Source organism: Vibrio harveyi (genome assembly GCF_030060435.1).
Lineage (GTDB): Bacteria > Pseudomonadota > Gammaproteobacteria > Enterobacterales > Vibrionaceae > Vibrio > Vibrio harveyi.
Window position 1 is genome coordinate 1266321 of the sequence record NZ_CP125875.1, and the last position, 24968, is coordinate 1291288.

Consider the following 24968-nt stretch of genomic DNA (forward strand, 5'->3'; position numbering starts at 1 on the left):
TACTCATTCCCATCCTATTCATGAGCTTTTTTCCTACCAAAAGTTATCCATTCTTCTAATGCAGTTAGTCGTGAATATCCGTGTTGTATAACGGGGGTAAATTTCACCATGATTCACGGTTCGATGAAATCGTGATTAGCTTCCAATAGGCAATTAAGGGTGTATGCAATTAATTTATGTTATTGAAACTATGAAGTTTATTTATTGAGATGTGCGCGATTAAACGGCACAATGTACGGATGAGTTGAGGCAAAAAGTCGTCTAACAAGCGTTAGAACGATCGTGATTTGGTTAGTTACTACAATAAAAAGGAAAAAATATGTTAAGTGAAGCTTTGTCAAACTGCGATGAGCAAATAAACAGACTAGAATGCTGTAAGACGGATGAGACTCCATGTAATTGTGTGGATGCGTTAAGCCAGGATTACAATAGTCGTTCTGATTCGTATGACTGCCCAAAGAAGATGAGTACCTATGTCCTCAGATATGGACCTGCATATGTTAGTGAAATATATCATTACTTAGTGGCATCAGATTTTAAGGAAAGGTTAAATGGCAGCGAGGTACGAGTAGCGTCATTAGGGTGCGGGTTCGCTCCAGATTTTTATGCGCTAGAGGAATATCTTTCTACATATAAGCCTGAAGTTGAATTGAGCTATACAGGAGCAGATACAAGTACATGTTGGGACATTGCTAGACCAGTAAAACCTAATTGTAAATTCAAGTCACTCGATCTAACAGAACCATTTGAATTTGGTGACGTAGATGTTGTAATTGTTGGTAAGGTCTTTTCTACTTTATATAGGAATGGCGTGCACGTTTCATTTCTGGACAACCTGAAATCTGCCATTAAATCCACTTTACCTGATAACGCTATTGTTATATTTACTGACATAAATCATTACGCTTTCGGTAGGGATGTTTTCCATAATAGCGTAAGTGCATATCTCCCTAACTTCACCCGCTACTATTTTGATGGTTATGAGGGCTATGGTTGGCATAAAATTCCGAACAACTATATAGTTTGTGATGTCCCGGATGGACTTTCTGTTAATAGCTTGGACGGAACTGGAAAAACCGTAGTATTTGAGTATAGGAAATAACTGTGATTATTAGTGCTAGTCGAAGAACTGACATACCTGCATTTTACCACCGATGGTTTTTGAACCGAATCAAAGAGGGTTTCTTGTTAACAAGAAACCCATACAATGCAAAGCAGGTACGACGAGTGTCATTGCTTCCAGACGATGTCGACGCGATTGTTTTTTGGACAAGAGATGCTCAAAAAATGATCAAGCACCTTCATTTGCTTAATAATTATAATTATTACTTTCAATATACTATTACGGGCTACCCTAAGTTACTGGAAAAGCACCTGCCAAGTACATATAAGTCAATAGAGACATTCTCAAAACTAAGTGATCTTATTGGGCCCGAAAAAATTATTTGGCGGTATGACCCTATATTGATTTCTGATGTAACACCAATAGATGAGCATAAACGTAAGTTTGAAAAAATTGCACACTTACTGAAAGGGAGAACCAATAAAGTCGTTATTAGTTTTGCTGATTTGTATAACAAGACAACTCGAAATCTTGATTCTATATCTAACTTAAAGTATCACGATATAGTAGAGAATAACGAAGAATTGCTAGTGTTATGTTCGTATATGGTAGACGTTTGCCATTCTTATGGACTGAAAATTGAAAGTTGTGCAGAAAATGTAGAGTTAGGTAATCTTGGAATTAACCATGGTAAGTGTATAGACGATAAGCTTTTGCATGAGCTGTTTGGTTTAGAGTTATCTTCATTAAAAGATTCAGGACAAAGAACAGAATGTGGTTGTATCAGAAGTGTTGACATAGGCACATATAATACCTGTCTTCACGGATGTTCTTATTGTTATGCAACATTTAGTGAAACTGCTGTTAAGAAGAATAAACTAAAGCATGATCCGGATAGCCCCTTCTTGTTGGGTGGTATCGATGGTGTGGAAAAGAACTTGCTAGCTAAACCTATTATCCAGCAAACGTTATTTTAGTGCGTATAAATTGTTCTAACAAACTGCTTAGGATTGATTCGCAACGCTTGGCATTTTCACTATGTGTTAGCTCTCCTCCTAGTTGGGTTTAACAAGTATAAGGGCTTCAAGCTACATTTTGTTATCTGAACAATACGCGTTAGGCTTATCTCCATATCGTGTTAGCCTTATTAGCTAACACGATCCTGCTCCATTACGAGTTGCAACCTTTCAATTGCAAATTTGAACAGCCCCTCTCTAACTTTATTCCTTAGTGCCATTGACGAAGGGTTAAACAGTTAAAGCATTATGGAATAGCAGATAATTTTTCCTCATACTTTTGTTGTTACTAGTATTGAGAGGCTAGCTACCAAAATGACAATGAAATCCGGAAAATTTGAGAATTTCACTTAATCTAAAACTAGTTATGCAATAATATGCTGTCCTAATCTAAAATTAAAATCACTATATTGAATTCAAGGGGCTGGCGATGAGCTTGCACACGAACCTCAGAGGTCGACTTAGAAATACCTCTTTGCCAAGGAATCACGGCTTGATGCCAGTGTTTGAGGCGGTTGTTAACTCTATTCACTCTATTGAAGAAAAAGGCAACACAGACCAAGGCAAAATCACTCTAACCATTATTCGTGAACCGCAAAGAGATATGGATATTGGTGGTGCGTCTTGTGCGCCTATTCTTGGATTCAAGGTCACAGACAATGGCTGTGGCTTCAACAACGTAAACTTTAACTCTTTTCAGACCTTAGACTCTGACCACAAGATAGATAAAGGGTGTCGTGGTGTTGGTCGCTTATTGTGGCTTAAGGCATTTGACCAAGTAAGTGTATCAAGCGTTTTTTCTGATCAAGAAAATTTTAGCCACCGTCAGTTCGCTTTTAACAGTAGCAACGGTGTACATGGCGATAAGGTTACATCATCAGAGCAGAATCAAACTGGCTCTGTAATAACACTTAGTGATTTTGATAAGGCGTATAGAAAAGCGGTCCCATCAGGTACTGAAACAATAGCCAACGCCCTGCTAGAGCACTGTCTGTGGTACTTCGTCCGTGAAGGAGGTGTGCCTCAGATCTTTGTTGAAGATGGTTCAGAAACTGTCAGTCTATATAAATTGTTTGATGCTCACATGCACTCACAAGCTGCGCATGAACAGATTGAAATTCTTGGTGAGATGTTTGAGCTTACACACATCAAGTTCAGAGCTTCAGTTAACAAGAAGCACCAACTGTCTTTATGTGCTGCTAACCGCTTGGTAAAAGAAGAAGGAATTCAAGGCAAACTACCTGGTCTTTACCAGAAGATTTCTGATGACTCTGGAGAGTTTGTTTACACTTGTTACGTATCGTCTAAGTTCTTGGATGACAACGTTCGGGCAGAACGAACGTCATTTGAAATAGCCGAAAGTTTTGATGGTCTCTTTGCTGATCAAGAGCTGTCAATAAAGGTAATTCGTGAAGATGTTCTTAAAAGAGCACAAGCTTACCTCAGAGATGTCCTAGAAAAGAATATCTCGGCAGGTAGGCGTAGGGTTGATGAGTACATCGTAACCCAAGCTCCTCGTTATCGTCCAATTACCAACTACATCGAAGAAAAAGACTTGATTATTGATCCGGATAAGTCTGATAAAGATGTAGAGTTGCACCTTCATGAGCAGTGGTATGCAGTAGAGCGTCAGTTGCTATGTGAAGGTCAGCAAATCATGACTCCGAAGCGCAATGAGCAAGCGGAGGAGTATGAAGAACGTATCCAGAGCTATTTACAAAAAGTAGAAGACTTGAAAAAGTCCGACTTAGCTAATTATGTATCGCATCGTAAAGTGATTATCGATTTGCTAGAAAAGTCTATCGAACGTACTTCTGATGGTAAGTATGCCAAAGAAGAAATCATCCACGAGCTAATCATGCCGATGAGAAAAGACTCGAGTGAAGTCTTCTTAGACTCTTGCAACCTGTGGCTAGTTGATGAACGTCTGGCATTCCACAACTATTTAGCATCCGATAAACCGCTCTCTAATATGCCTATTGTAGATACTAACAGCGGTAAAGAACCTGATTTACTAGCTATGAACATCTACGATAACCCAATGCTAGTATCGGATAAAAAGTCGATGCCGCTTGCTTCAATTACCGTAGTCGAAATAAAACGCCCTATGCGGAATGATGTTAAGGCTGGAGAAGATAAGGACCCTATTGAGCAAGCTCTTGGCTACCTTGAGCGAGTGAGAGATGGTGAAACGAAAACACCTCAAGGTCGTCCTATTCCACATGCTAGTGACATACCGGGCTATTGCTACGTGATCGCTGATCTCACCCCATCTTTGCTTAAAAGATGTAAGATGCTAGACCTGCAAGTGACTCATGATCATTTAGGTTATTTCGGTTACAACAAAGGCTTTAAAGCATATATCGAAGTTATTTCGTTTGATCGCTTAGTTAACATGGCTAAAGAGCGTAATAAGGCATTCTTCGACAAGCTTGGCTTACCAATGAGTTAACAAATTCCTGACCGGAAAAGAGGACGATTTATCCGAGTTACTCGTGTCTTAAAACACTAGTTTCCAGATGCGCTGTATTACAAATAGTTTCGCTTGACAACGAGTAAGATAGCTCTGTTCTATCTTGCTTCTGTTCAGAAGGGAGTCTGTGATTCCTCTGCTCAACTCAGTCATTAAAATATCCGAGCAAACAAAAAGGGGCTACGTGAGCCCCTTTCTTAATTGGATGAAAAGCCGTTAACCTAAGCTTTCTGTTACTACTGGTTTGGTATTGCGTTTGGCAATCCAGTAAGCAACGCCGCCCCAAAGAACTGTAAGTACCCAAAGAGCAGTCCAGTGTTTAGCGACTTGTTGCCACGTTGCGCCCATTTGGTTGAGTGCTAAAAAGCCTTTGATTGCCCACGTGCTCGGGCTCAAATCAGCAAACCAAAGCAGCGGGGCAGGAATCGACTCAACCGGCCAAATAAAGCCTGCTAAGAAGATTAATGGCATTGAGCTAACCAGCACAACCAAAGTCACCAACTCGCGTCTTGGTAACAAGTATCCGAGCCACAAACCTAAACCACAGCAACCAAGTAAGAATGGCAATAACAAGGTGAGTAGCTCACCTGCGTTGGCAACATGGTTGACGTTCAAGCGTTCAAAACTGAAGCCAAAGTAGTAGGCACTAAGTAGATAGTAGATAGCAACGAAGACCAAGGTTCTGACCAGCAACAGAGCGCCTGTTGGCACTTGTGACCAATACCCACGACCATGGCGCTGAGTACCGGTTTGCAACCCGACTGCCATGATCAACGTTTGTTGAAGGATCAATACAAACACCGCTGGCACCACGTATTCGATGTAGCCCATGGTTGGGTTGAAGGTTGGTTTCATGTTGAGTTTGATTGCAGAGTAGTCATGGCTCGCCATGCTCAGTGGCACACCATCGATTACCATCTTGCTTACTTTAACTTGAGCGCCAAGCGTACCACCAGCTTGTGCTAAACCTTCGACGACTGTGCCGTACACCAAGAAGTAAGAAGCGTCGGCGGCATAAGCCAGAGTAGGGCTGCTGCCAAGCATCAAATCTTTGTAGAAGTGTTCTGGAATCACCAAGAAGCCAGTTATCTCTCGGTTTAAGAATGCTTGTTTCGCATCGGCAATAGTATGTAAACGCGTCACTACCTTAACCTGAGGCGTCGCATCGACCATGCGCTCTAAGGTTAGACTGGTTTGGCTTCCATCGAGATTCACAATCGCTATTGGCTGTTCCCTCGGTGTTTGTTGTGCGTATGGAAGTGGGTATAAGAAGGAGTAAAATACCACGCCACCAAAGACCGTCAGTACCACGACAGGGTTGGTCATCACTGAACGAAGTTCTGTTTTAATCAGTTGCCACAGTGTCATACAACCTCCTGGCTGCTATCTGTTGAAGATGCGCTGTTTAGCAAAGCTGTGTTGCGATGTTTTGCTAATAAAGCTGCCGTCATCAGTAGCGGGATAATGTACCCAACCATCGGCCAGAGTGAGCCGATAGATTGTGCCGCACTTGCGCCGTAGCTTGCTTGGTCCACTTGAACTTCGATGTAATGCGTAATTGGCAGCAATCCTCTCCATGCATGGGCAAGAGCATTCATGTCTGAAACGGGGAAAGTAATACCCATAAACGCGAAGCTAGGCGCGGTAAATGCGCCAGCAAAGCTCATCGCGCGAGCTGGGTCCATCGATAGGAAGAAGAACAATGCCCCCATGATGATGCATGCGATAGTCGTTACGAACTGCGCTAATAGCATCACCAGATAACTGCCTTCCATCGGCCAATCAAGCACCATGTAGAACCAGACTAAGAACAGCGCGCCTTGTGCCATAAAGACAGGAATGTACTGGCTTAGAATTTTGCTTAGTCGAGTGAAAGGGCGCTCGCCTAAGAAAGCAAAACTATTGTTGCCGTTACCATAAAGGCGAAAATGCGCTGCGAGGATCAAAATGGTGCTGACCACGACACAGATCTGCCAGATCGCCGGAACAATCGCTGTTACCAAAAACTGAGCGTAGTTGGTGTTGCGGTTAAACAAGGCTGTAATCTGGGTGGAAATCGGCACGGCTTGACCAATAGCTGCAAGTGTTGTGGTGTTGCCTTTTGCTAGGTTACCCATGGTTTCTAACTGCGCATCAAAATACCCTTGAGACTGCGCGACCGCTGAGTTAATCAACTTGGCAACCAAAATGTATTGGCTGTTAAAGAAGACCGATAGTTGAGGTTGTCGATGCAAAAGAATGTCTTGGTCGAATTGAGGGGGAATCACAGCATAAGCGTAGATATCACCCTCGATCATCGCGTTCTTCGCTTCTGTTGAACTAGTGTAGTGATAATCAACAGAAAGAGTGGAAGAGGCATCAAGAGATTGAATCATCTTGCGTGACAACTGCGAGTGCTGCAAATCAACCACACCAATCGGGAGATCTCTTGCAATACCTGCAGAGAAAACACCCCAAATAGTGACGGCCAATAAGATCGGCACCCATGTCAGGCAAGATAATAACCACTTATCGCGCCGCAGGATTTGTCGTTGTGAGATTTGAATCGTCATAGTCTTAAGCCAACGCGATTACAGCTCAACCACAACACTCATGCCCATGCGAAGCTCAGGCTCTGGTTGGGTAGGGCGAGCTTCAACTTCGAATGTGCGAAGATCAAAACCTTTCGATGCGTCTGTCGCGCGCCATGTAGCAAAATCACCCATTACAGCAACGTGAGTCACTTTAAATTCAACGTCTTTATCCAGCGCTGGTAGGTACGCTTTAAAGGTCGTGCCTTTGGTGAAGTGTTTGAGCAAATCTTCGCGTACGTTCAGTGTTGCCCAAGAATCTTGGGTATCAATAACCGTCACAACCGGGAAGCCTTGAGGTGCAAGTTCGCCGCTTTGCAGTAAAACTTGAGAGACTTCACCATCAAACCAGCTGTAGATTTGCGTGTCTTTGGCATACGCTTCTACTTCCGCTACTGCGCCAGCCGCCATGCGTGCTTTTTCTGCTGCTGCGACTTTGGTTTCGCTACGCGCGCCTTCTTTCGCCATGTTGTACATTTGGAACGCTGCGCTTTCGGTGTATTTAGATGCTTGCCATTGCGTCATGGCTTCGTCGCGTTTTTGCTCCGCAACTACGCCATCTTTATAAAGGTTGTTTACACGTTGGTAGGTCTTTTCCATCAAATCTGCAGCCGCTTTCGCTTTCAACCATTGGTCTTTTGCGGCTTGAATTTGTTGCTCACGTGCACCTTTTTCTGCTTCTAGGGCCAATGCGCCAGCGGCTTTTTCACCTGCCTTGGCTTGCTCCAATTTTGCTTCTATTTCTGGGCTGTGAAGGGTAAAGATCAACTGACCTTTCTCGACATCATCGCCTTTGCGCACCATGACTTCATCAATACGACCAGGAACTTTAGAAGAGATGCTGTATTGCTGCGCTTCAATCAACCCCTGTAAACGTGCCGGTTCTGGTTGATACGCTTGGTAGAACTGATAACCAACCCAAGAAGCGACACCCAAAGCACAAAGTGATAGTAGAGCGGGTTTTAGAGATTTTGCTGCCATGACTTATTTTGCCTCTTTGGATGCTGATGCTGGAACGTAAGCAGTATGTTGGTATTGAGCGAAGCTGTTCATTTCGCTGCTCAGTGCTAATAGTTTGGTTAATGAAATCAGATAACGGAAACGTGCCGCTGATTGCTGTGTTTCTACGCTGGCGACATACAGTTGCGCGTCAACGACATCCAAAGAGGATGATAAGCCCTGAGTGAATGCTTTTTCGCGCAAGCGTAGGTTCTCGTCCGCAAGGGCGATACTAGATTCTAAACCTTGCACTTCATCAATGGCTTGTTGTGCTTCTAGGTAGGTCTTTTGTACCAGAAGCGACAAGTCTTGCTTCGCTTGTGATTTCAGCGCATCCACTTGGGTGACCATGCTTTGTGCTGCTTTTACTTTCTCGCTACGACCAGTGGACTCAATTAGAGGGATGTTAACGCCAACACCCACTAGCCAATCCGGTTTCATTTGGCTGGCAAGGGAATCGTCTTCATATAGGCTGTAATCACCGTATAGGTAAACTTCCGGATAGTATTTGCCTTTCTCGGCTTTGATTAAGCTCGACGCTTGTTTGTGCTTGGCATCCAACAAATCTAAGCCGGGGTAGGTCAGTAGTGTTTGATCAACAAACGCACTCAACGGTGGAAGGTTGTTGTTGATAAACAGCGTTTCTGAAGGTTCTACAGAATCGCTCTGCGCTAAGATCTTGCCCAAAGCCGCTTGAGCAATACTCAGGTCACTGGCGGCTTTGCGCGTCTCGACCTTAGCCTTGTCTAATGACGCTTCCGCTTGAAGGCGCTCAACACGGGCGATTTGACCTTGCTCTTCCATTTTAATCGCAAAATCACGGTGCTTGGTTAAGCCTTTTTCTACGGCTTGACGTGTTGCTAATACTTCTTTGGCGAGCACGACCGAGAAGTAGTATTTGGAGAGATCTTCAAAGCGAGCTTGCTGCTCCATTGCGAGTTGGCTTTTTGCCTCGTCCGTTTTACCTTCTGCGGCGGTTTGAGCTGCATTGATGCGACCGCCAGTAAAGATCGGCCAGATAGCACGAATCGAAGAAGAGAAGATGTCGCGTTCGGTGATCGTCGATGTGGTACTCGCAAGAGCGCTAAAAATAGGTTGGAAAACAGGTGGCACGCTAATGTGTTGCCCAGTGCTGTCGAGAATTTGCTGACCAGACAGTGTTACGTCGGTATCTAAGCGTGTGTAGTTCGCACCAATACTGACTTGCGGTAAATTGAGGTTATCAGTTGCACTTTGTTGGTATTCGTAGCTTTCAACATTGGCACGTTGTGCTTTAAGGGAATAGTTGTTTTCTAACAACAAATTCCATGCATCATCGAATGTGATGGGAGCCGAGTGACAGGCAAGAGAAATTGAGCTGCTGAGAAGACCCAAAATCCAGAACTTTCCGGTTTGTTTCATAGTGGCTACTTTGTTTTAGAGTATAAGCTCTAATATAAAGTATTCACTACAAAGTGTTAAGTGATTGGGCAAAAGAAATGTTGGTTAAATGTTGCGCCCAGTTAAGTGGGGCTTAGCTGGACGCACCGTTGTTGTGTGACTTGTACTGATTCACTTCATCGAAGGGCAGTGAAATTCTGCTCTCCACTCAAGCTGACGAGAGCCTCGCATAGTATTCAGTAAGTCTTTACCACTCATCTGTGGGAATGAAAGCAGCACCTTGAGATCAGAAGAACTGGTGTCACTCTTTTCATAAGCCCTGACGTGCGTAAACGTTGAATACATATTCTCTGACAGCATAGCCTTATTCAGGCAAATTCCAAATGTATCGCGTTCCATGTTTTGGTGTTCCTTCTAACTATAAAAGCACCTCTGTTTATAGTTATTGCAATTGCAGATGGTGTCTAAGTGGTTGTCCTACGGTCAGTATTTGTATTTTTATCAATGTATCTTCAAATTTACTGACGCAAGTGTTGAGCGTTAAATAGACTTCCAGTTGGCTGCTTTCTTTATTCGAAGCTCTGCTAGGCTTCTTGACTAAAAATTATACGATCGAAAGTCTAAAAACGCCTCAAAAACCGCTAAATTTGGTGTGATCATGTTCAAGATTTAGATGGCAATTTATGTATGATGTTGAATAAATTACAACATTATTTCGTTAGCATTATGATTGAATTTTGATATTTCACGGCGGCTATAAATGCGCTAAATGAGCCATGAGTGACAGAGCTAAGTGTTGGAACGGGTTTGTTCGAACTGAAGAAAGCACGGCGCGCCTATAAATTAACCGTAAACCATTCAGAACGTTTCGTCTGTTCACAGATTTGTCATTTGATTAGAGCGAGCATGTTAACTCAGTGTTAACTTAGGCAAGTGTGCCACAGTGACGTGGAAAACTGGCGAAGATAAAGGAAATATCAATGAGTTGGAGTCGGATCAGCTTTCGTAAGCGCATGCTTATTATTATGACGCTGTCGGGTTTGATCGAACTTCTTATTCTGGTGGCTGCGGGCTTTACCTACCTAAAATTCGACCAAGAACAAGAGATGGGGGAGAAAGCGCTTGGCGTTGCTCGTTTCTTGTCTACTTCTCATATTGTTCGCGAAATGATTGAGTCTCAGAATACCGACCCTTATCAACAGCGGTTTCGTGAAATGACTGAGGCACTTGGTGCTGCGTTCATTGTGATTGGGGATAAAAATGGTGTGCGTTTGATTCACCCTATCGACGAGCGCATCGGTAAGCCAATGAAAGGCGGCGACAACCAACGAGCGCTGGTGGAAGGTAAGTCATACATCTCGACAGCTCAAGGATCATTGGGTTATTCCGTCCGTGGTAAAGCAGCAATTTTCGATCAACAAGGCAACATCATTGGTGTGGTTTCGGTCGGTTATTTGCTGGAACGCTTACAAGACCGCATCGAGCCTTTCTTTGCATTCCTTATCTTAATGGCATTGATCGTTGTTGCTGCCAACGCGATTGTTTCCAACTATGCATCCCGAAAATTTCAGCGTGCCATTTTGGGTTTTGAACCAGAGGAAATTGGGCGTTTGTACGGTGAACTCGACGTCACCATGAGCACTATTAAAGAAGGGGTATTAAGTATTGATGCCCAAGGTGTATTGCGTTCCATCAACCGAAGTGCATGTCAGATTTTAGGTATTGAAAGGGAATCGGCTCTGAATAAACCGCTGACAGATACCCTGCGAGACAGCGATTTGTATACCGTGCTGGAAACAGGGCAAGAAGATCACGATATCGAGATCTTCCTTAATCACAAGCGTTTAATTGCCAACCGTTCACCAATCTACGTCGAAGGAAAAATCGTCGGTGCGGTTTCCAGTTTCCGTCTGCGTGATGAAATAAACGAACTTACTGAACAGCTTTCGCAAACTAAAGAATACGCCGATTTGCTTCGCTCTCAGACTCACGAGCACAGAAATAAGCTTAATACGATCAGTGGATTGGTTCAGATGGGGGAACTCGAAGCGGTTCAACAATTGATTGGGCAAGAGACAGCGCACTATCAAGCGATGATAGAATTTTTACGCGATACCATCAAAGACCCGCTTATTGCTGGCATGTTACTGGGTAAAACCGAGCGTGCTCGTGAACTGGGATTACAGTTAGTGGTAGAAGAAGGCAGTCGATTGGAGCCATTACCTGAGTGGTTAAATGCAGAAGATCTGGTCACGGTACTTGGCAACCTAATCGACAACGCTTTCGATGCGACGCTGTCTGCTATTCGTGTTGAGTCTGCGTTTGCATTAGAGCGCCGCAGCATTGATGTGTCGATCAGTGATTATGGCAACGAAGTGATTTTAGAGGTTGTCGACCAAGGGTGTGGACTGCCGGAAAACATTGAGCCACAAGAGCTTTTGAAAAAGGGCATTTCAACCAAGTCGCGTCAGAATCGAGGTGTGGGATTGCATCTTGTTAATCAACTGGCGACGCGTTATCACGGTTATGTTGAGATGCTACCAAATACAGAACGTGGAACGAGAATTACCGTGTATTTGCCTAAGGAAGAACAAGTATGAATACGGCAACGCGAGTCATGATCATCGAGGATGATATTGCCATTGCAGAGCTACATCATAAATATCTGAGCCAACTCTCTGGCTTGGAAGTGGTGGGCATTGCAACGACACGGATGGAAGCAGAATTACAGCTTGAGGTGCTCAAGCCTGATTTGCTGCTCATGGATGTGTATTTACCCGATGGAACAGGATTAGAGATCCTCAATACGCTTCGTGCGAACAATCAAACTTGTGATGTGATTTTAATTACCGCGGCAAGAGACGTAGATACACTGCAACAAGCGATGCGAGGTGGTGTAGTTGATTATCTGCTTAAGCCAGTGATGTTTCCAAGGTTGGAGGCTGCATTGCAAAAGTACATTTCGCAACGCCAACAACTCCATGTCGCAGAAAGCTTGGACCAGAATTTAGTTGATAAGATGCTGCAATCAAATGTGGTACCAGACACGTCGTCGCACAGATTGCCCAAAGGGATTGATGGGGTAACTTTGGATAAAATTCGAGGATTGTTCGTCGGTGAAGAGATGTATACGGCGGATGACGCTGGAGAGCAAATTGGTGCCAGCCGAACAACGGCCAGACGTTATTTGGAATACTTGATCAGTTCTGGTGAATTAGAGGCAGACTTAAATTATGGCACGGTAGGGCGACCTGAGCGTTGCTACAGAAAAGTGACAAGGTAACTCAACTCGAACTTTAAATACTGTTCAGAAGCGCTCTGTAGTAAAAGCTAAGAGAAATGAAAAGCGGTGGCTTATTGGTAGCCACCGCTTTTCATTTGTGAAATATACAGTTTGTTTTTATGTTCTCGAAAAAGAACTTGTTTGAGCGGCTTGTTAGGCGTTAGAACTTGTACTCAAGCTTCGCTTCGATAGATCGTTCAGCACCAAACCAACAGTTGTTCTTGTCGTAACAGCTGTAGTATTCCTCATCAAAGATATTGCTCGCAGACAGCGTGACGCTTGCGCCGTCGAGTGATTGTGAAGCCGCCGATAAGTCATAGCTCGCCGCTAGGTCAACCAAGGTGTAATCTGGCACTTGGTCACTATTTTGTGCATCCATTTCTGTTTTACCTACGTAACGAACGCCAGCACTAGTGCGAAGCCCTGTTAAAGTACCTTCATAGTAGTAATTTGCCCATAAAGAAGCGGTTTGTTCTGGTACCCACACTGGCGTTTTGCCTTCTTGGTGGTAATAGCTGTCTTCTTTAATTTCCATATTGATATAGGTGTAGTTTAGCGTTAGGTCAGCTTGCGGCGTTGCTTGCCATTTCGCTTCTAGCTCTGCACCTTGAGAAACCACTTCACCAGCTTGGTATTGCGGTGCGTATGGGTTGTTAGGATCGGTCAAGATCGCGTTTTTCTTGGTGATATGGAACAGCGCTAGGTTGCCTGATACGTCACCACCCAGAGGGGCGTATTTGAAGCCCAGCTCCCATTGATGACCAGTAGAAGGGTCGAACGCTTTACCTGATGCATCAGCCCCCGCGATTGGTTCAAAACTCTCTGAGTAAGTCAGGTAAGGAGCCAGACCAAAATCAAGCTCGTATAACGCACCAACTCGGAAAGATACGTTGTTTTCATCAAGCTTTTCCTTGCTCGGTGTGACTGTGCCTAGGTAATCACTCACAGTGTTGGTGTCGGATTCGTATTTATCCCAGCGAAGTCCGGCAATCATCACAAGGTTGTTGTAGCGAAGTTGGTCTTGGAAGTAAACGCCAAGCTGTTTCGTCTTGATATCCAGTGTCTGCTGGTAAGCGAACTTTAGAGCGTCGCGGTCAATCTGATTGTGATTAGGATTAAAGATGTCTTGCGTAAGTGAATAACCTAAGGTGTCTTTGTATTTCACATCAGAATCTAGGTATTGGTAATCTAACCCAAGTAGCAAGTTATGCTCGAAATTGCCATGGGCAACGTAGCCTGATAATTGGTTATCAATCACAAATGAAGTTGAGTCTTCATCCGTGAGGTAAGCATTACGACCAATCGTGCGATTATCAGCGGCTAATGGGCTGTTATACGTGTTTTCTTGGTACGAGTCAGCCGTCATGTAGCGTGCATTTTGCAAGAACTGCCAGTTGTTGTTGAAGTCGTGCAGAATTTTGTAGCCAATCATCAACACTTCACGTTCATAGGTGTTCCAGTTTTTGTCGCCCAAGTAAGTATCAGGAGACAACGAACCGAGTGGGTTATCGAGAACGGAGCCCGCTGCTGGAACTGTGGTGTAAATACCTGCCGAAGGATCGTTTTGGTAGTACACGTTGACATTAACAAGCGTGTTGTCTGTCGCTTGCCAGTCGAATAACGGCGCAATCAGATAACGCTCGTCTTCTGATGTCTCTGCTTGCCCATCTCGCTGTTTCGCCATCCCTACGATGCGGTAGTTCACGTTTGAATCACCAATTTGCCCCGTGGTGTCGAAGTTCACTTCTTTCAGGCTGTTGGTGCCAGTACTGACTGATACCGTGTTAGCTGGCTCAGATTGCGGAGTCTTTGCGATGATGTTGACCATGCCACCTGGTGGAATGTTTCCATATAAAACAGACGTAGGTCCTTTGAACACTTCAACTTGCTCAACCGCAGCCGCATCAATTTGTGGCTGTAAGTTCCAACCGTTGAATAGGAGAGGGAGACCATCGTAGAAGTTGGTGTAGTTAATGAAACCACGGATATTGAATAGGTCTAGACGCGTAACGGCACCACCGCGTAGTTCGGTATTTACACCAGATGAGTAACGAAGTGCTTCGCTGACCGTGCTCACTCCGCGTAAATCCATCTCATCCTTCGTAATGATGGTGATTGCCTGTGGGGTTTCTTCTGGTTCTAATGACGTTTTTGTTGCCGTATTTCGGTAAGTTTCACCTAATACGGTCATTGTTTCGAGTTGAGTTACGTCTTCGTCAGCAACAGCGTGTCCTGCGATCAGCGCAGAAACAACAACTGCAAGTGTTGAGCGATGAAATTTAATCGGGGTTTCCATTTTTCCTAATTCCACTACTTTTTCTAGTTATTGATAATGATTGTCATTTGTATTTTATAGATAGGAAAAATAGAAAAGTTAACAATTTGGTGCAACTCGCTCTAAAGGATAGGACTTTTCTCTTACTTCGAGTGTCGGCTGTAACAACGCTCTACGGGTAACCAGTATTGCATTTGGGCGTTATCACTGTCGGGTTGGTAGTCTGCCGGATAGTTTTCAAGCTCATACCCATCGACGCCGCGATAATTTGAAGCAGGTAACCAACACATGATGAACCACTCAAGGGTTTGTGCAAGTTTCGCTGCCTTACCGATGTGAGTGATTACGGCATAAGTTTGCTGTGGTACGAATAAGGTCTCTAACTGGTCAGACACTGCATTTGGAATGCTTGGTAAATGGACATTGTCGTCGAGTTCATAACCTGCCCAATATTGAAGGTTCGAACCATCAAAGTGAGGGTGGGTGACATCAATAACACCGAGATGGCGAACTGGTGGCTCTTCGACTTGATCGGCAATAAGAGAAAGCTGAAGCCATAACTGCGGCACTTTGTAATGGAAGTTTGGAGAAGGGGAGAACAAACCGCAGATTGGTTGAGAAAGCCCCTGAAGATAAAAGCTTGGTTTCGTTTCAATCTTTACTTCGATAAAGTGTCCGTCATTGTGCGACGCTTCTGGAAGGTGGCGTAACGTAAATGGTTTACGTAACCCTGATAACTGTTGGTTCTTTCTATATTCGCGAGGGCTGACAGAAAACATCTGCTTGAATGCGCGGCTGAATGCGTGCTCGGAGGCAAACCCCATTTCCAGCGCAATATCCAAAGAGCGCTCACTTCCGCCGACTAATCGCTCTGCTGCGTAGCTTAACTTAAGCTCTCTAACGTAGTTTGCAACCGAAAGTCCTGTTTGCTGCTGAAACACGCGCTGCAACTGCCAGCGAGACCAGCAACTTTGTTGCGAGATGTCATCAACGCTCAAAGGGGAATCAAGATTACTATGAATGTAATCCAATACGCCTTGAATACGATGCGTCGATTGCTGTTTTGCTGAGCCCTGATTCATAGCAGTCCTAACGTGTGTTGATAGAATAGTCCATTATCTTTAATTAAGTATCATTATCAACAACTATGAAGTAGAGTTGTAAATTCTGCATAGTGCACAGAGCTTATGTAATGGATTGCAAAATTGAACAATAAATAATCTTTTTAGAGTTTTTGCTTAAATTTTATCACTAGACCGGGTAGGGTATTTATTTCTTTTAATTCAATTGATTATGATGATTTGTGTAAATTATTTAAACGTTTGCACCGCCAAGTGTTGATGTAAATCAAATAGTCGTAGACAATACGCCCCCGTGTCGGAAATCTCCTCCGAAGAGTGCAAGGTTGTACTCGAGAGACATAAGCGTCTTATATGACCTCCAAATGTTGAGAACCAGACTATGTTTAAGGGGCTCAGTAGTTGTAGTGATTTGAGACTATAGGCTTTACCTATCAACGTAATAGGTAAGACCAATTTTCTATTTTTGAGTGCCATTGATAGGGTTGGCTCAATCCTTTAGCCGTATCCGGGCACACAATAAGTACCTCGTTTTTAAGGGAAAGATGATGGTAATACCAGAAAACAGCAGCATCGTTATTTTTGGTGCTTCAGGTGACCTTACGTACCGTAAGTTAATTCCTGCTCTCTACCACCTCTATGCGAACAAACAGCTTCCAGAGAATTTTGCCATTCTTGGCGTAAGTCGTACTGAGTACAGCGACGATTCTTACCGCGAAAAGCTGAAAAAATCGCTTCAGGAAATGGAGAAAACTGAGCCAGAAACGCTTAATGCATTTATCAATCACCTGCATTACCAAGCAATCAATACTTCTGACACACAAGATTACAGCAAGTTGGCGACACGCTTAGACCAACTGGCAAACGAATACCAATTCGAACAACGTAATACGCTTTTCTATCTTGCAACGCCACCAAGCCTATACAGCGTGATTCCTGCAAGCCTTGCAGCTCACGGTCTGAACAATGAGGAAGATGGTTGGAAGCGTCTGATCATTGAGAAACCATTCGGGTACGACCTTGAATCAGCGCGTTCACTGGATAAAGAGATCCACGAACACTTCCAAGAGCATCAGATCTACCGTATCGACCACTACCTAGGTAAAGAAACGGTTCAAAACCTGCTTGTACTTCGTTTCTCTAACGCGATGTTTGAGCCGTTGTGGAACCGTAACTTCATTGATTACGTGGAAATCACAGGCGCAGAATTCTTAGGCGTAGAAGAGCGTGGCGGTTACTACGATGGTTCAGGTGCGGTTCGCGACATGTTCCAAAACCACTTGCTACAAGTGTTAGCAATGGTGGGTATGGAGCCGCCTGCACAAATCAATGCTGACGCGATGCGTGATGAAGTCGTGAAAGTGCTTCAGTGTCTTAAACCACTGGATGAAGACGCACTTCGCAACGACCTTGTATTGGGTCAGTACACGGCGTCTGAAGTTCGTGGTCAACAACTTCCAGGTTACCGTGAAGAGAACGGCGTAGCAGACGATTCTCGTACTGAGACTTACATCGGTCTGAAAGCTTACATCAACAACTGGCGTTGGAATGGCGTGCCTTTCTACGTACGTACAGGTAAGCGTCTACCGACTCGCGTGACAGAAGTGGTTATCCACTTTAAACAAACACCACACCCAGTGTTTGGACAAAACGCACCAGAGAACAAGCTGATTATTCGTATTCAGCCAGACGAAGGCATCCAAATGAGCTTTGGTCTGAAAGAGCCGGGCGCAGGCTTTAAAGCGAAGGAAGTGAAAATGAACTTCCATTACGCTGACCTGCAAGAAACCCAAATGCTAACTGCTTATGAGCGTCTACTTCTTGATGCCCTAAACGGTGATGCGACGCTATTTGCTCGTAGCGATGCGGTTGAAGCGTGTTGGAAATACGTGCAACCAATTCTAGATTTCAAGCAAGACCCACAAGCGCTATTCGGATACGCATGTGGTACATGGGGACCAAAAGAAGCGGACGACTTGCTACAGCGAGCTAACCGCGCATGGCGTTTCCCTTGTAAAAACCTAACAGATACGGACTACTGCGAACTATGATCAACCACAAGATCTACCAAACAGCAGAGCAGGTAGTAGAAAGCCTTGCTAACGATATGAAAGCGTTTAGCGAAATGGGCCGACCTGTTCACATCTCTCTTTCTGGCGGCAGCACACCTAAAATGCTGTTTAAGCTTCTGGCAACAGAGGCTTACGCGACGTCAATTCAGTGGCAAAACCTCCACTTCTGGTGGGGTGATGAGCGCTGCGTTGCGCCTGATGATGCAGAAAGCAACTATGGCGAAGCAAATGCTCTACTCTTTACGCAGGTCAATATTCCTGCTGAGAACATTCACCGTATCCGTGGTGAAGAAGAGCCAAAAGTAGAAGCAGAACGTTTTGCGAAAGAGATGGCAGAAGTGATTCCAACTGAAAATGGCACTCCTGTGTTTGATTGGATCTTGCTTGGTGTTGGCGCAGATGGTCATACTGCATCACTGTTCCCAGGTCAGACAAACTACGATGATCAGAACCTATCAGTGTTGGCGTCTCATCCTGAGTCTGGTCAGATTCGCGTATCAAAGACGGCACGCGTATTAGAAGCAGCGAAGCGCATCAGTTACTTAGTACTTGGTGCTGGTAAAGCAGATATCATTGAAGAGATTAACAGCTCACCAGCACGCGTACTTCCATATCCGGCGGCGAAGATCCAAGCGACATCGGGTCTGACGGAATGGTATTTAGATTTAGACGCAGCGGCGAAAATCGTTTAAGACGGTCGCTGGTCGAATAAAAGACAATTGGAGAGAAACAATGAAAGGTGATATCGGTGTAATCGGCCTTGCTGTAATGGGTCAAAACCTTATCCTAAACATGAACGACCACGGCTTTAAAGTTGTGGCTCACAACCGTACTGCTGCTAAAGTAGACGAGTTCCTGGAAGGTCCGGCGAAAGGCACAAACATCATCGGTGCATACTCTCTAGAAGAACTAGTAGAGAAGCTAGAAGCGCCACGTAAAGTGATGTTGATGGTTCGCGCAGGTGAAGTTGTAGACAAGTTCATCGAAGCTCTAGTACCTCTACTAGACAAAGGCGACATCATTATTGACGGTGGTAACACTAATTACCCAGATACAAACCGTCGCGTTGCTGCACTACGTGAAAAAGGCATCCACTTCATCGGCACTGGTGTATCTGGTGGTGAAGAAGGTGCTCGTTTTGGTCCATCTATTATGCCTGGTGGTTCTGCTGAAGCATGGGAAGCTGTTAAGCCTATCTTCCAAGGTATTGCAGCGAAAACTGACGCTGGTGAGCCTTGTTGTGACTGGGTTGGTAACGATGGTGCAGGTCACTTCGTTAAGATGGTACACAACGGTATCGAATACGGCGACATGCAGCTTATCACTGAAGCTTACCAGTTCATGAAAGATGGTCTTGGTATGTCTGCAGATGAGATGCAAGCTGTATTCGCAGATTGGAACAAGACTGAGCTAGATAGCTACCTTGTTGAAATCACTGCTGACATCCTTGGCTACAAAGATGAAGACGGTGAACCACTAGTAGAGAAGATCCTAGATACAGCGGGCCAAAAAGGTACTGGTAAATGGACTGGTATCAACGCACTAGACTTAGGTATTCCACTGACTCTTATCTCTGAATCTGTATTCTCTCGTTGCCTATCTGCATTGAAAGACCAACGTGTTGAAGCTGAGTCTCTATTCGGTAAGACAATCACACCAGTTGAAGGCGACAAGCAAGAGTGGGTTGATGCACTACGTCAAGCACTACTGGCATCTAAAATCATCTCTTACGCTCAAGGCTTCATGCTAATGCGCGAAGCATCGAACGAAAATGGTTGGGACCTAAACTACGGTAACGTAGCACTAATGTGGCGTGGTGGTTGTATCATCCGTTCTGCGTTCCTAGGCAACATTCGTGATGCGTACGAAGCGAACCCAGATATCGCATTCCTAGGTTCTGATGAGTACTTCAAAAACATCCTACAAGGCAGCCTAGCGGCATGGCGTAAAGTAGCAGCGAAATCTCTAGAGTCTGGTATCCCAATGCCATGTACGATTTCTGCGCTATCTTTCCTAGATGGTTACACAACTGCTCGTCTACCAGCTAACCTGCTTCAAGCTCAACGTGACTACTTCGGTGCTCACACTTACGAGCGTACGGATCGTCCACGTGGTGAATTCTTCCACACAAACTGGACTGGTACAGGCGGTAACACAGCGTCGACAACTTACGACGTTTAATTGCGCTTTAGTGATTTAAAACAAAAGGATGCCAAGTGGCATCCTTTTTAATGACTGTTGCAACCTGTGTTCCTTGGGTTCAAATCTAACGTAACGCTCAGAATCCATACCTTGAAGTCACTTGGGCATATAGGCATATTTCGTCCTTATAGTCCCTCCAGGTGTTGGTGTTTTGACTCAAACCGAAAGGGGAGAAACGAAACTCTTTGGTTTTAACGCCACCAAAGAACAGTCAAGTGACTGCAATACATTCTCTGCAGTATTACCAATGACCATACCTTGAATGCCCGTTCGAGCAATGGTGCCCATTACAAGCACATCTACATCCTCTTTATTGACCCAGTTTGGTATCTGCTCATCAGCGGAGCCGTGTAAGTGATGGATAAAGAACTCACCATCAATTTCAGAAATTTGAATGATGGAATCCAATGCTTCACGGTGTGCGATTCGGTGAGCATCGATTTGTTGGTCGAGCAATTCATCTTCAATCTGAATCCAAATATGATGCCTTAGATAGCTTTCCATCTGATACTCCCAACAAGACACGATGTGCAATTGTTGGTTGTAGGAGTCTGCGATGGAGTGGGCTAACTGGAGAAGATGAACTGTTAATTCTTGTTGCTCTTCACTGGAAATGATGGGATCGATAGCCACCGCCACTCGTTTCGATACCGTTACATGTTTTGCTGCTCGGTTTAGCCATACAGGGCAAGGGCACTTACGCAATAATTTCATATCGAGCGCTTTAAACCCTTTTGTTCCCTCGTCCAGTGGCTCAGCATCTTTGATTACCAGATCGTAGTGGTGTTTATTAACTTGTTGAATGATAGAGACAACAGGTTTGTCACCGCTCTCAACGCTGATTGGGAACGGCTCTACATCGTCAGAGAAAGGATCGTTCAACTGTGCGGTTTTAATGTCAGTAAATAGTGAGTCTATCAGAGAGTTTTCGTAGGTCTGTTGGTATTCGCGCATATTGGATGGCATCTCAGGGCACACGATAAGCCCAGATAAGCGAGCGTCATGGATTGTGGCAAGTTTCATTGCTTGTTCCAGTGAGTCACTTTTGCCAGCCAATCCTTGGCTAACGAACAAGATGTTTTTGAATCTTTTCATACGCACCTCCTTTTTATTAAGTGTTGTATCAGAAAGGTAATATTTCCATGTTTATAGTGTGGTTACTTGACCTGAAACAACATAAATTGGATGTGCAAACTGAGATCAATACCTTAGCTAGATTACGGATGATTGAGTTTGAACGTGGCTTGAAAATGAAAACGCCCAAAGAGGGAATCTTTGGGCGTTTCGTTATCTGGAGGAATGGCTAGGAAAAGAAAGACGTTTGTTAAGAACACAACGAAACAGCTTGTTCAGACTGCAATGGGTAAGGGCGCGAATAGTGGTAGCCTTGGACCAAAGAGTGGCACTCTTTAAGCATCTCATGATGTTGAGTGTCTTCGACACCTTCAAAAATCAAACCACGAGAACAAAATGGTGCTAAGAAGTACTCTAACGCTTGTATAGACTCTAGATCCGCGTACTTGAGGAAGCTTTTGTCGATTTTAATACGGTCCCAAAAGATGGTGTCGAGCGACATATTGGCGAGTTTGTTGTTGCTATGATAATCATCCAACCAAATTTCGATGTTGTTTGCCTGTAACTGCGACAAGTTATGGTGTATTTCTTTCGATTCGGTATAGCAATCAAGTTCACTGATTTCTAATGCGAACTTGGCTCCGTTGAAGCTTAAGAGCTTTTGTACAAAGTGCTCGTCAGCCAAACATGAAAGCTTAATATTAAATGAGTGTCGCTGGTGTGGGTATTGGGCGAGAGAAAATTGAATTTGCTGTAAAGCGAGCGTTTGAATAAACGAATTATCTACAATTGAAAAGAAGACGTCGTTATTAATGTTATTTTTGTCAAAAGTACAAATCTTCGATAACGTTTCGTAATATTGAATTTCTTGACTTTTAGGGCAAATGATAGGTTGTACTAATGTTTCTATATCAAAGTCAGTCAATTTGAAGTTAGGCAGGTAAGGCTTATTCCTTTGCATATTATTCACTTTTTCAATTTAATATTACGACGTTACACTTAAGCATTGTTTTGCATTTTATATCCAAAGTAATTGCTTCAGGAAATTAAGAATTATAATAGCGCTATAAATTATATTTAATGTTCATTAAGCACCGTAAGGAAAGCAGGTGCTTAATGAAGGTTGAGAGTGGCTTATTTCGCGACCACTGATAGCTCTACGTCGAACTCGTCACGACCACTGATGCTGAAATAGTATTGACCCGTTTTTATGGTGCCGTCTTCATTCTTTGGAATCGAAATGGATTCGTTACTGCCATGAGTAAAGTTGGTCCACTCGTACTCAAAGTAGTGACAGACTTTGTCATAACAAGCATATAAATCGGCGTCACCGCTACCGGTAATCGATACTTCCAATTGATTGAAGTTCTGCGTCACGTCGACGAAGAAAAGTTTCTCTGCGAACTTTTCACCACTAACTTGAACACTGGTATTGAGCTCAATTTTCTTCGGTTTTTCTTTTGGCTTCGGCTTAGAAATGTCCGTGTCATCAATGTCTTTGGTTACTTCATCTAGCCATGAGTGAAACTCTGTATTGTAGGCAGGACCGAGTCGTTCAAGGAGTTTAACCCACTCTTTGTATTGTCCGGTACGTGAATATCCCAAAAGCTCGGTTACGTCTTCTGGGTGCTTTTCTAACATAAAGCGTACGGCTAGGTAGCCCCAACGGTAAACACGATTCAAACCGTCGCTGTAGTTGGTACGGAACACTTCATCTAAAGTATGAGTTTTGTCTTTACCAAGTACTAATGCCGCGGTATAGCCGTCTTTGTAGTGCATGTATTCAGCGAAGCCTTCTAACCACCAAACGATGCTACCTTCGCGCATTGTCTCGTGGAAGTCACCGTATTGGTTAAATCGTCCGTCCAAATAGTGAATGTATTCATGCTCTAAGTTTAGAATCGAAAAGTCGTCATCCCATCCGTTTTGATAAGCGACAAATCGAGGTACATTTCCTTGCTTGGAAGGGTCTCGTTCGAGGAATTGTCCGCCGTTGTTGGTCGTGTTACCGAATAGGAAGCTAGAGTAGGTTGAATAGTCGTTTTTGGTTTTAAAAACAATAACGTCAACACTGTCGCTATGATCATCAGCGACAGGCTGATATCCCGTGTTAACAATTTGGTGGAAGTCATCTTCTTTCAGGTTCAATGTTTCGCAGCTTGTCACTGCTTGAGCTTCAGTCATTTCCTGAGCGAGTATTTGCGCAGGTCCACGACAGTCGTAACTGAATGTCATGATTTTCTGTTTTAGATCTTGCTTCGCATTACCAAGCCCGAGTTGTTCTAGGTAATCCGGCGCATAAGCATTGACCATTTCAGCAATACCAACCCATATTCGGTCCGATTTACCACCGAGTGGGTAACGTGCCAACAAGCTACGTAAAGTATCGACGACGACTTGTTTTGTGCTCGCATCTTGGGTTTTGACAAGTCTAGCGAGCTCACGGGCGGCGTTGCCGAGTAATTGTTCAGAATCCGTTCCGATCGCCCATTCGTTGTTGGTTATAAAAGCACTCAAACGATGAATATAACGTGGATCAGACTCGATAAGATCGTAAAACGCTTTGGTTTGGGAATGCCCTGCCATAGCGATAAAAACATTGTTGATCGCTTTGCGATAATAGTAGCTCTCGCTTTTGTCTTCAGAAAAGGTATCGAGAACAGCGAAAACATCGGGAGCGGCAATGGCAAGTTGTCTAATGCTATCAACAACAATCAACATGGATGCCAGTGCTTCTTGTTGTTCACGTCCATCTGTTAATGCGTGTGGTGAGCGTAAAAACTCTTGGATCGTAGCGGCTATCTCTGCGCCCAATTCCGAAGGGAAAGGCTGTAAGTCTCGTGCAAACGTGTCGTGTCGGTTCTTATACGCTGCTTTGATAAACTCGCCCAAGTAATAAATCTGCTGAGCTTGTTCCTTTTTCCCTTTATAAGCTTCAATTGCTTTTTTTAAGCCAGCGTTAATTCGTGTGACACTCAATGTGCTAAAAACGGTATCTGCTTGTTCAGCAGAAGGGGAGAACCAAGTTCTCATACACTCGTAGTCGCTGTTGGCGACACGTGATTCGATATTAACTCGGTCAAGGTTAAGTTCCGTAACAGTACATTTTCCTTTGTGTGGGAAAAGCTCGGTATCGTCATCTACGTCAGTATCGTCGTCAGTGGTTCCGTCGTCTTTGGTAGAGTCATCATCACCCGTAGTGTCATCATCTGAGTCTTTATCATCGTCTGATGTTGTATCATCATCGGTAACGGTGTCGTCATCGTTGACAGTATCCGTATCGTCATCATCTGCTGTAGAATCTGAATCTGAATCTGAATCTGAATCTGAATCTGAATCTGAATCTGAATCTGAATCTGAATCTGCGTCAGTGGTGTCATCATTTTTATCGCCGGAATCCACATCAGCGATAGGAACTGTCGTGACACCACCGGAAGAATCATCGCCACCACATCCAGTTAAAACACCAAGCATGGATAAAA

General features: G+C 44.1%; 18 protein-coding genes. 8 read left to right on the plus strand and 10 right to left on the minus strand.

Going from position 1 to position 24968, the window contains the following annotated elements:
• Positions 1-319: 319 nt before the first annotated feature.
• The 3 genes from QMY49_RS06495 (at position 320) to QMY49_RS06505 (ending at position 4531) form a co-directional block, all read left to right on the plus strand.
• Positions 320-1102, plus strand: coding sequence for a hypothetical protein (locus QMY49_RS06495; protein ID WP_283313547.1), 783 nt, complete (start codon positions 320-322; stop codon positions 1100-1102).
• Positions 1103-1104: 2 nt separating this feature from the next.
• Entirely contained in the window at positions 1105-2040 is a 936-nt protein-coding gene (locus QMY49_RS06500; protein WP_283313550.1) for a DUF1848 domain-containing protein, read from the plus strand.
• A 535-nt stretch (positions 2041-2575) separates the two neighbouring features.
• Complete coding sequence (locus QMY49_RS06505; protein WP_283313553.1) at positions 2576-4531, plus strand: ATP-binding protein; 1956 nt, start codon at positions 2576-2578, stop codon at positions 4529-4531.
• 237 nt (positions 4532-4768) lie between these two features.
• Here QMY49_RS06505 and QMY49_RS06510 read toward each other — a convergent pair whose 3' ends face one another.
• The 5 genes from QMY49_RS06510 to QMY49_RS06530 form a co-directional block, all read right to left on the minus strand.
• Complete coding sequence (locus QMY49_RS06510) at positions 4769-5920, minus strand: ABC transporter permease (RefSeq protein ID WP_283313556.1); 1152 nt, start codon at positions 5918-5920, stop codon at positions 4769-4771.
• On the minus strand, positions 5917-7104 hold the full coding sequence (locus QMY49_RS06515) for an ABC transporter permease (RefSeq protein ID WP_283313559.1): 1188 nt from the start codon (positions 7102-7104) through the stop codon (positions 5917-5919). The genes QMY49_RS06510 and QMY49_RS06515 overlap by 4 nt, the downstream gene beginning before the upstream one ends.
• 18 nt (positions 7105-7122) lie before the next feature.
• Positions 7123-8103 carry an HlyD family secretion protein gene (locus tag QMY49_RS06520; protein ID WP_005446013.1) on the minus strand — a complete coding sequence of 327 codons (981 nt, stop codon included), beginning with the start codon at positions 8101-8103 and terminating at the stop codon, positions 7123-7125.
• Positions 8104-8106: 3 nt separating this feature from the next.
• Positions 8107-9522 (minus strand): TolC family protein, encoded by a 1416-nt coding sequence (locus tag QMY49_RS06525; RefSeq protein ID WP_101960517.1) that lies wholly within the window; start codon positions 9520-9522, stop codon positions 8107-8109.
• A gap of 150 nt (positions 9523-9672) precedes the next feature.
• A complete protein-coding gene (locus QMY49_RS06530) occupies positions 9673-9900 on the minus strand; it encodes a hypothetical protein (protein WP_005446009.1) in 228 nt (75 codons plus the stop codon).
• Positions 9901-10481: 581 nt separating this feature from the next.
• On the opposite strand from QMY49_RS06530, the gene QMY49_RS06535 reads away from it, so the two are divergent.
• Both QMY49_RS06535 and QMY49_RS06540 read left to right on the plus strand, forming a co-directional pair.
• Positions 10482-12101: an ATP-binding protein gene (locus QMY49_RS06535; RefSeq protein WP_283313565.1), complete on the plus strand. Its 1620-nt coding sequence runs from the start codon at positions 10482-10484 to the stop codon at positions 12099-12101.
• Entirely contained in the window at positions 12098-12784 is a 687-nt protein-coding gene (locus QMY49_RS06540; RefSeq protein ID WP_029788136.1) for a response regulator, read from the plus strand. The genes QMY49_RS06535 and QMY49_RS06540 overlap by 4 nt, the downstream gene beginning before the upstream one ends.
• Positions 12785-12944: 160 nt before the next feature.
• Here QMY49_RS06540 and QMY49_RS06545 read toward each other — a convergent pair whose 3' ends face one another.
• Positions 12945-15080 (minus strand): TonB-dependent siderophore receptor, encoded by a 2136-nt coding sequence (locus QMY49_RS06545; RefSeq protein WP_283313571.1) that lies wholly within the window; start codon positions 15078-15080, stop codon positions 12945-12947.
• 122 nt (positions 15081-15202) lie between these two features.
• On the minus strand, positions 15203-16141 hold the full coding sequence (locus QMY49_RS06550; RefSeq protein ID WP_258455481.1) for an AraC family transcriptional regulator: 939 nt from the start codon (positions 16139-16141) through the stop codon (positions 15203-15205).
• A 545-nt stretch (positions 16142-16686) separates the two neighbouring features.
• Here QMY49_RS06550 and zwf point away from each other — a divergent pair.
• From zwf to gnd, 3 genes are read left to right on the plus strand one after another with little or no spacing between them, the layout of a single operon-like run.
• The gene (gene zwf / locus QMY49_RS06555; protein ID WP_005445999.1) at positions 16687-18189 is read left to right on the plus strand and encodes a glucose-6-phosphate dehydrogenase; all 1503 of its coding nucleotides are present in this window, start codon (positions 16687-16689) and stop codon (positions 18187-18189) included.
• A complete protein-coding gene (gene pgl / locus QMY49_RS06560) occupies positions 18186-18902 on the plus strand; it encodes a 6-phosphogluconolactonase (protein ID WP_283313574.1) in 717 nt (238 codons plus the stop codon). The genes zwf and pgl overlap by 4 nt, the downstream gene beginning before the upstream one ends.
• 40 nt (positions 18903-18942) lie before the next feature.
• A complete protein-coding gene (gnd, locus tag QMY49_RS06565) occupies positions 18943-20391 on the plus strand; it encodes a decarboxylating NADP(+)-dependent phosphogluconate dehydrogenase (RefSeq protein ID WP_005445995.1) in 1449 nt (482 codons plus the stop codon).
• Positions 20392-20568: 177 nt separating this feature from the next.
• Here gnd and QMY49_RS06570 read toward each other — a convergent pair whose 3' ends face one another.
• From QMY49_RS06570 to QMY49_RS06580, 3 genes are all read right to left on the minus strand, one after another.
• Positions 20569-21507 carry a universal stress protein gene (locus QMY49_RS06570; protein ID WP_199479753.1) on the minus strand — a complete coding sequence of 313 codons (939 nt, stop codon included), beginning with the start codon at positions 21505-21507 and terminating at the stop codon, positions 20569-20571.
• A 229-nt stretch (positions 21508-21736) separates the two neighbouring features.
• Positions 21737-22447, minus strand: a complete 711-nt coding sequence (locus tag QMY49_RS06575) for an EAL domain-containing protein (protein ID WP_050908520.1) — start codon at positions 22445-22447, stop codon at positions 21737-21739.
• A gap of 173 nt (positions 22448-22620) precedes the next feature.
• Complete coding sequence (locus QMY49_RS06580; RefSeq protein WP_283314088.1) at positions 22621-24960, minus strand: M9 family metallopeptidase; 2340 nt, start codon at positions 24958-24960, stop codon at positions 22621-22623.
• Positions 24961-24968: the final 8 nt, after the last annotated feature.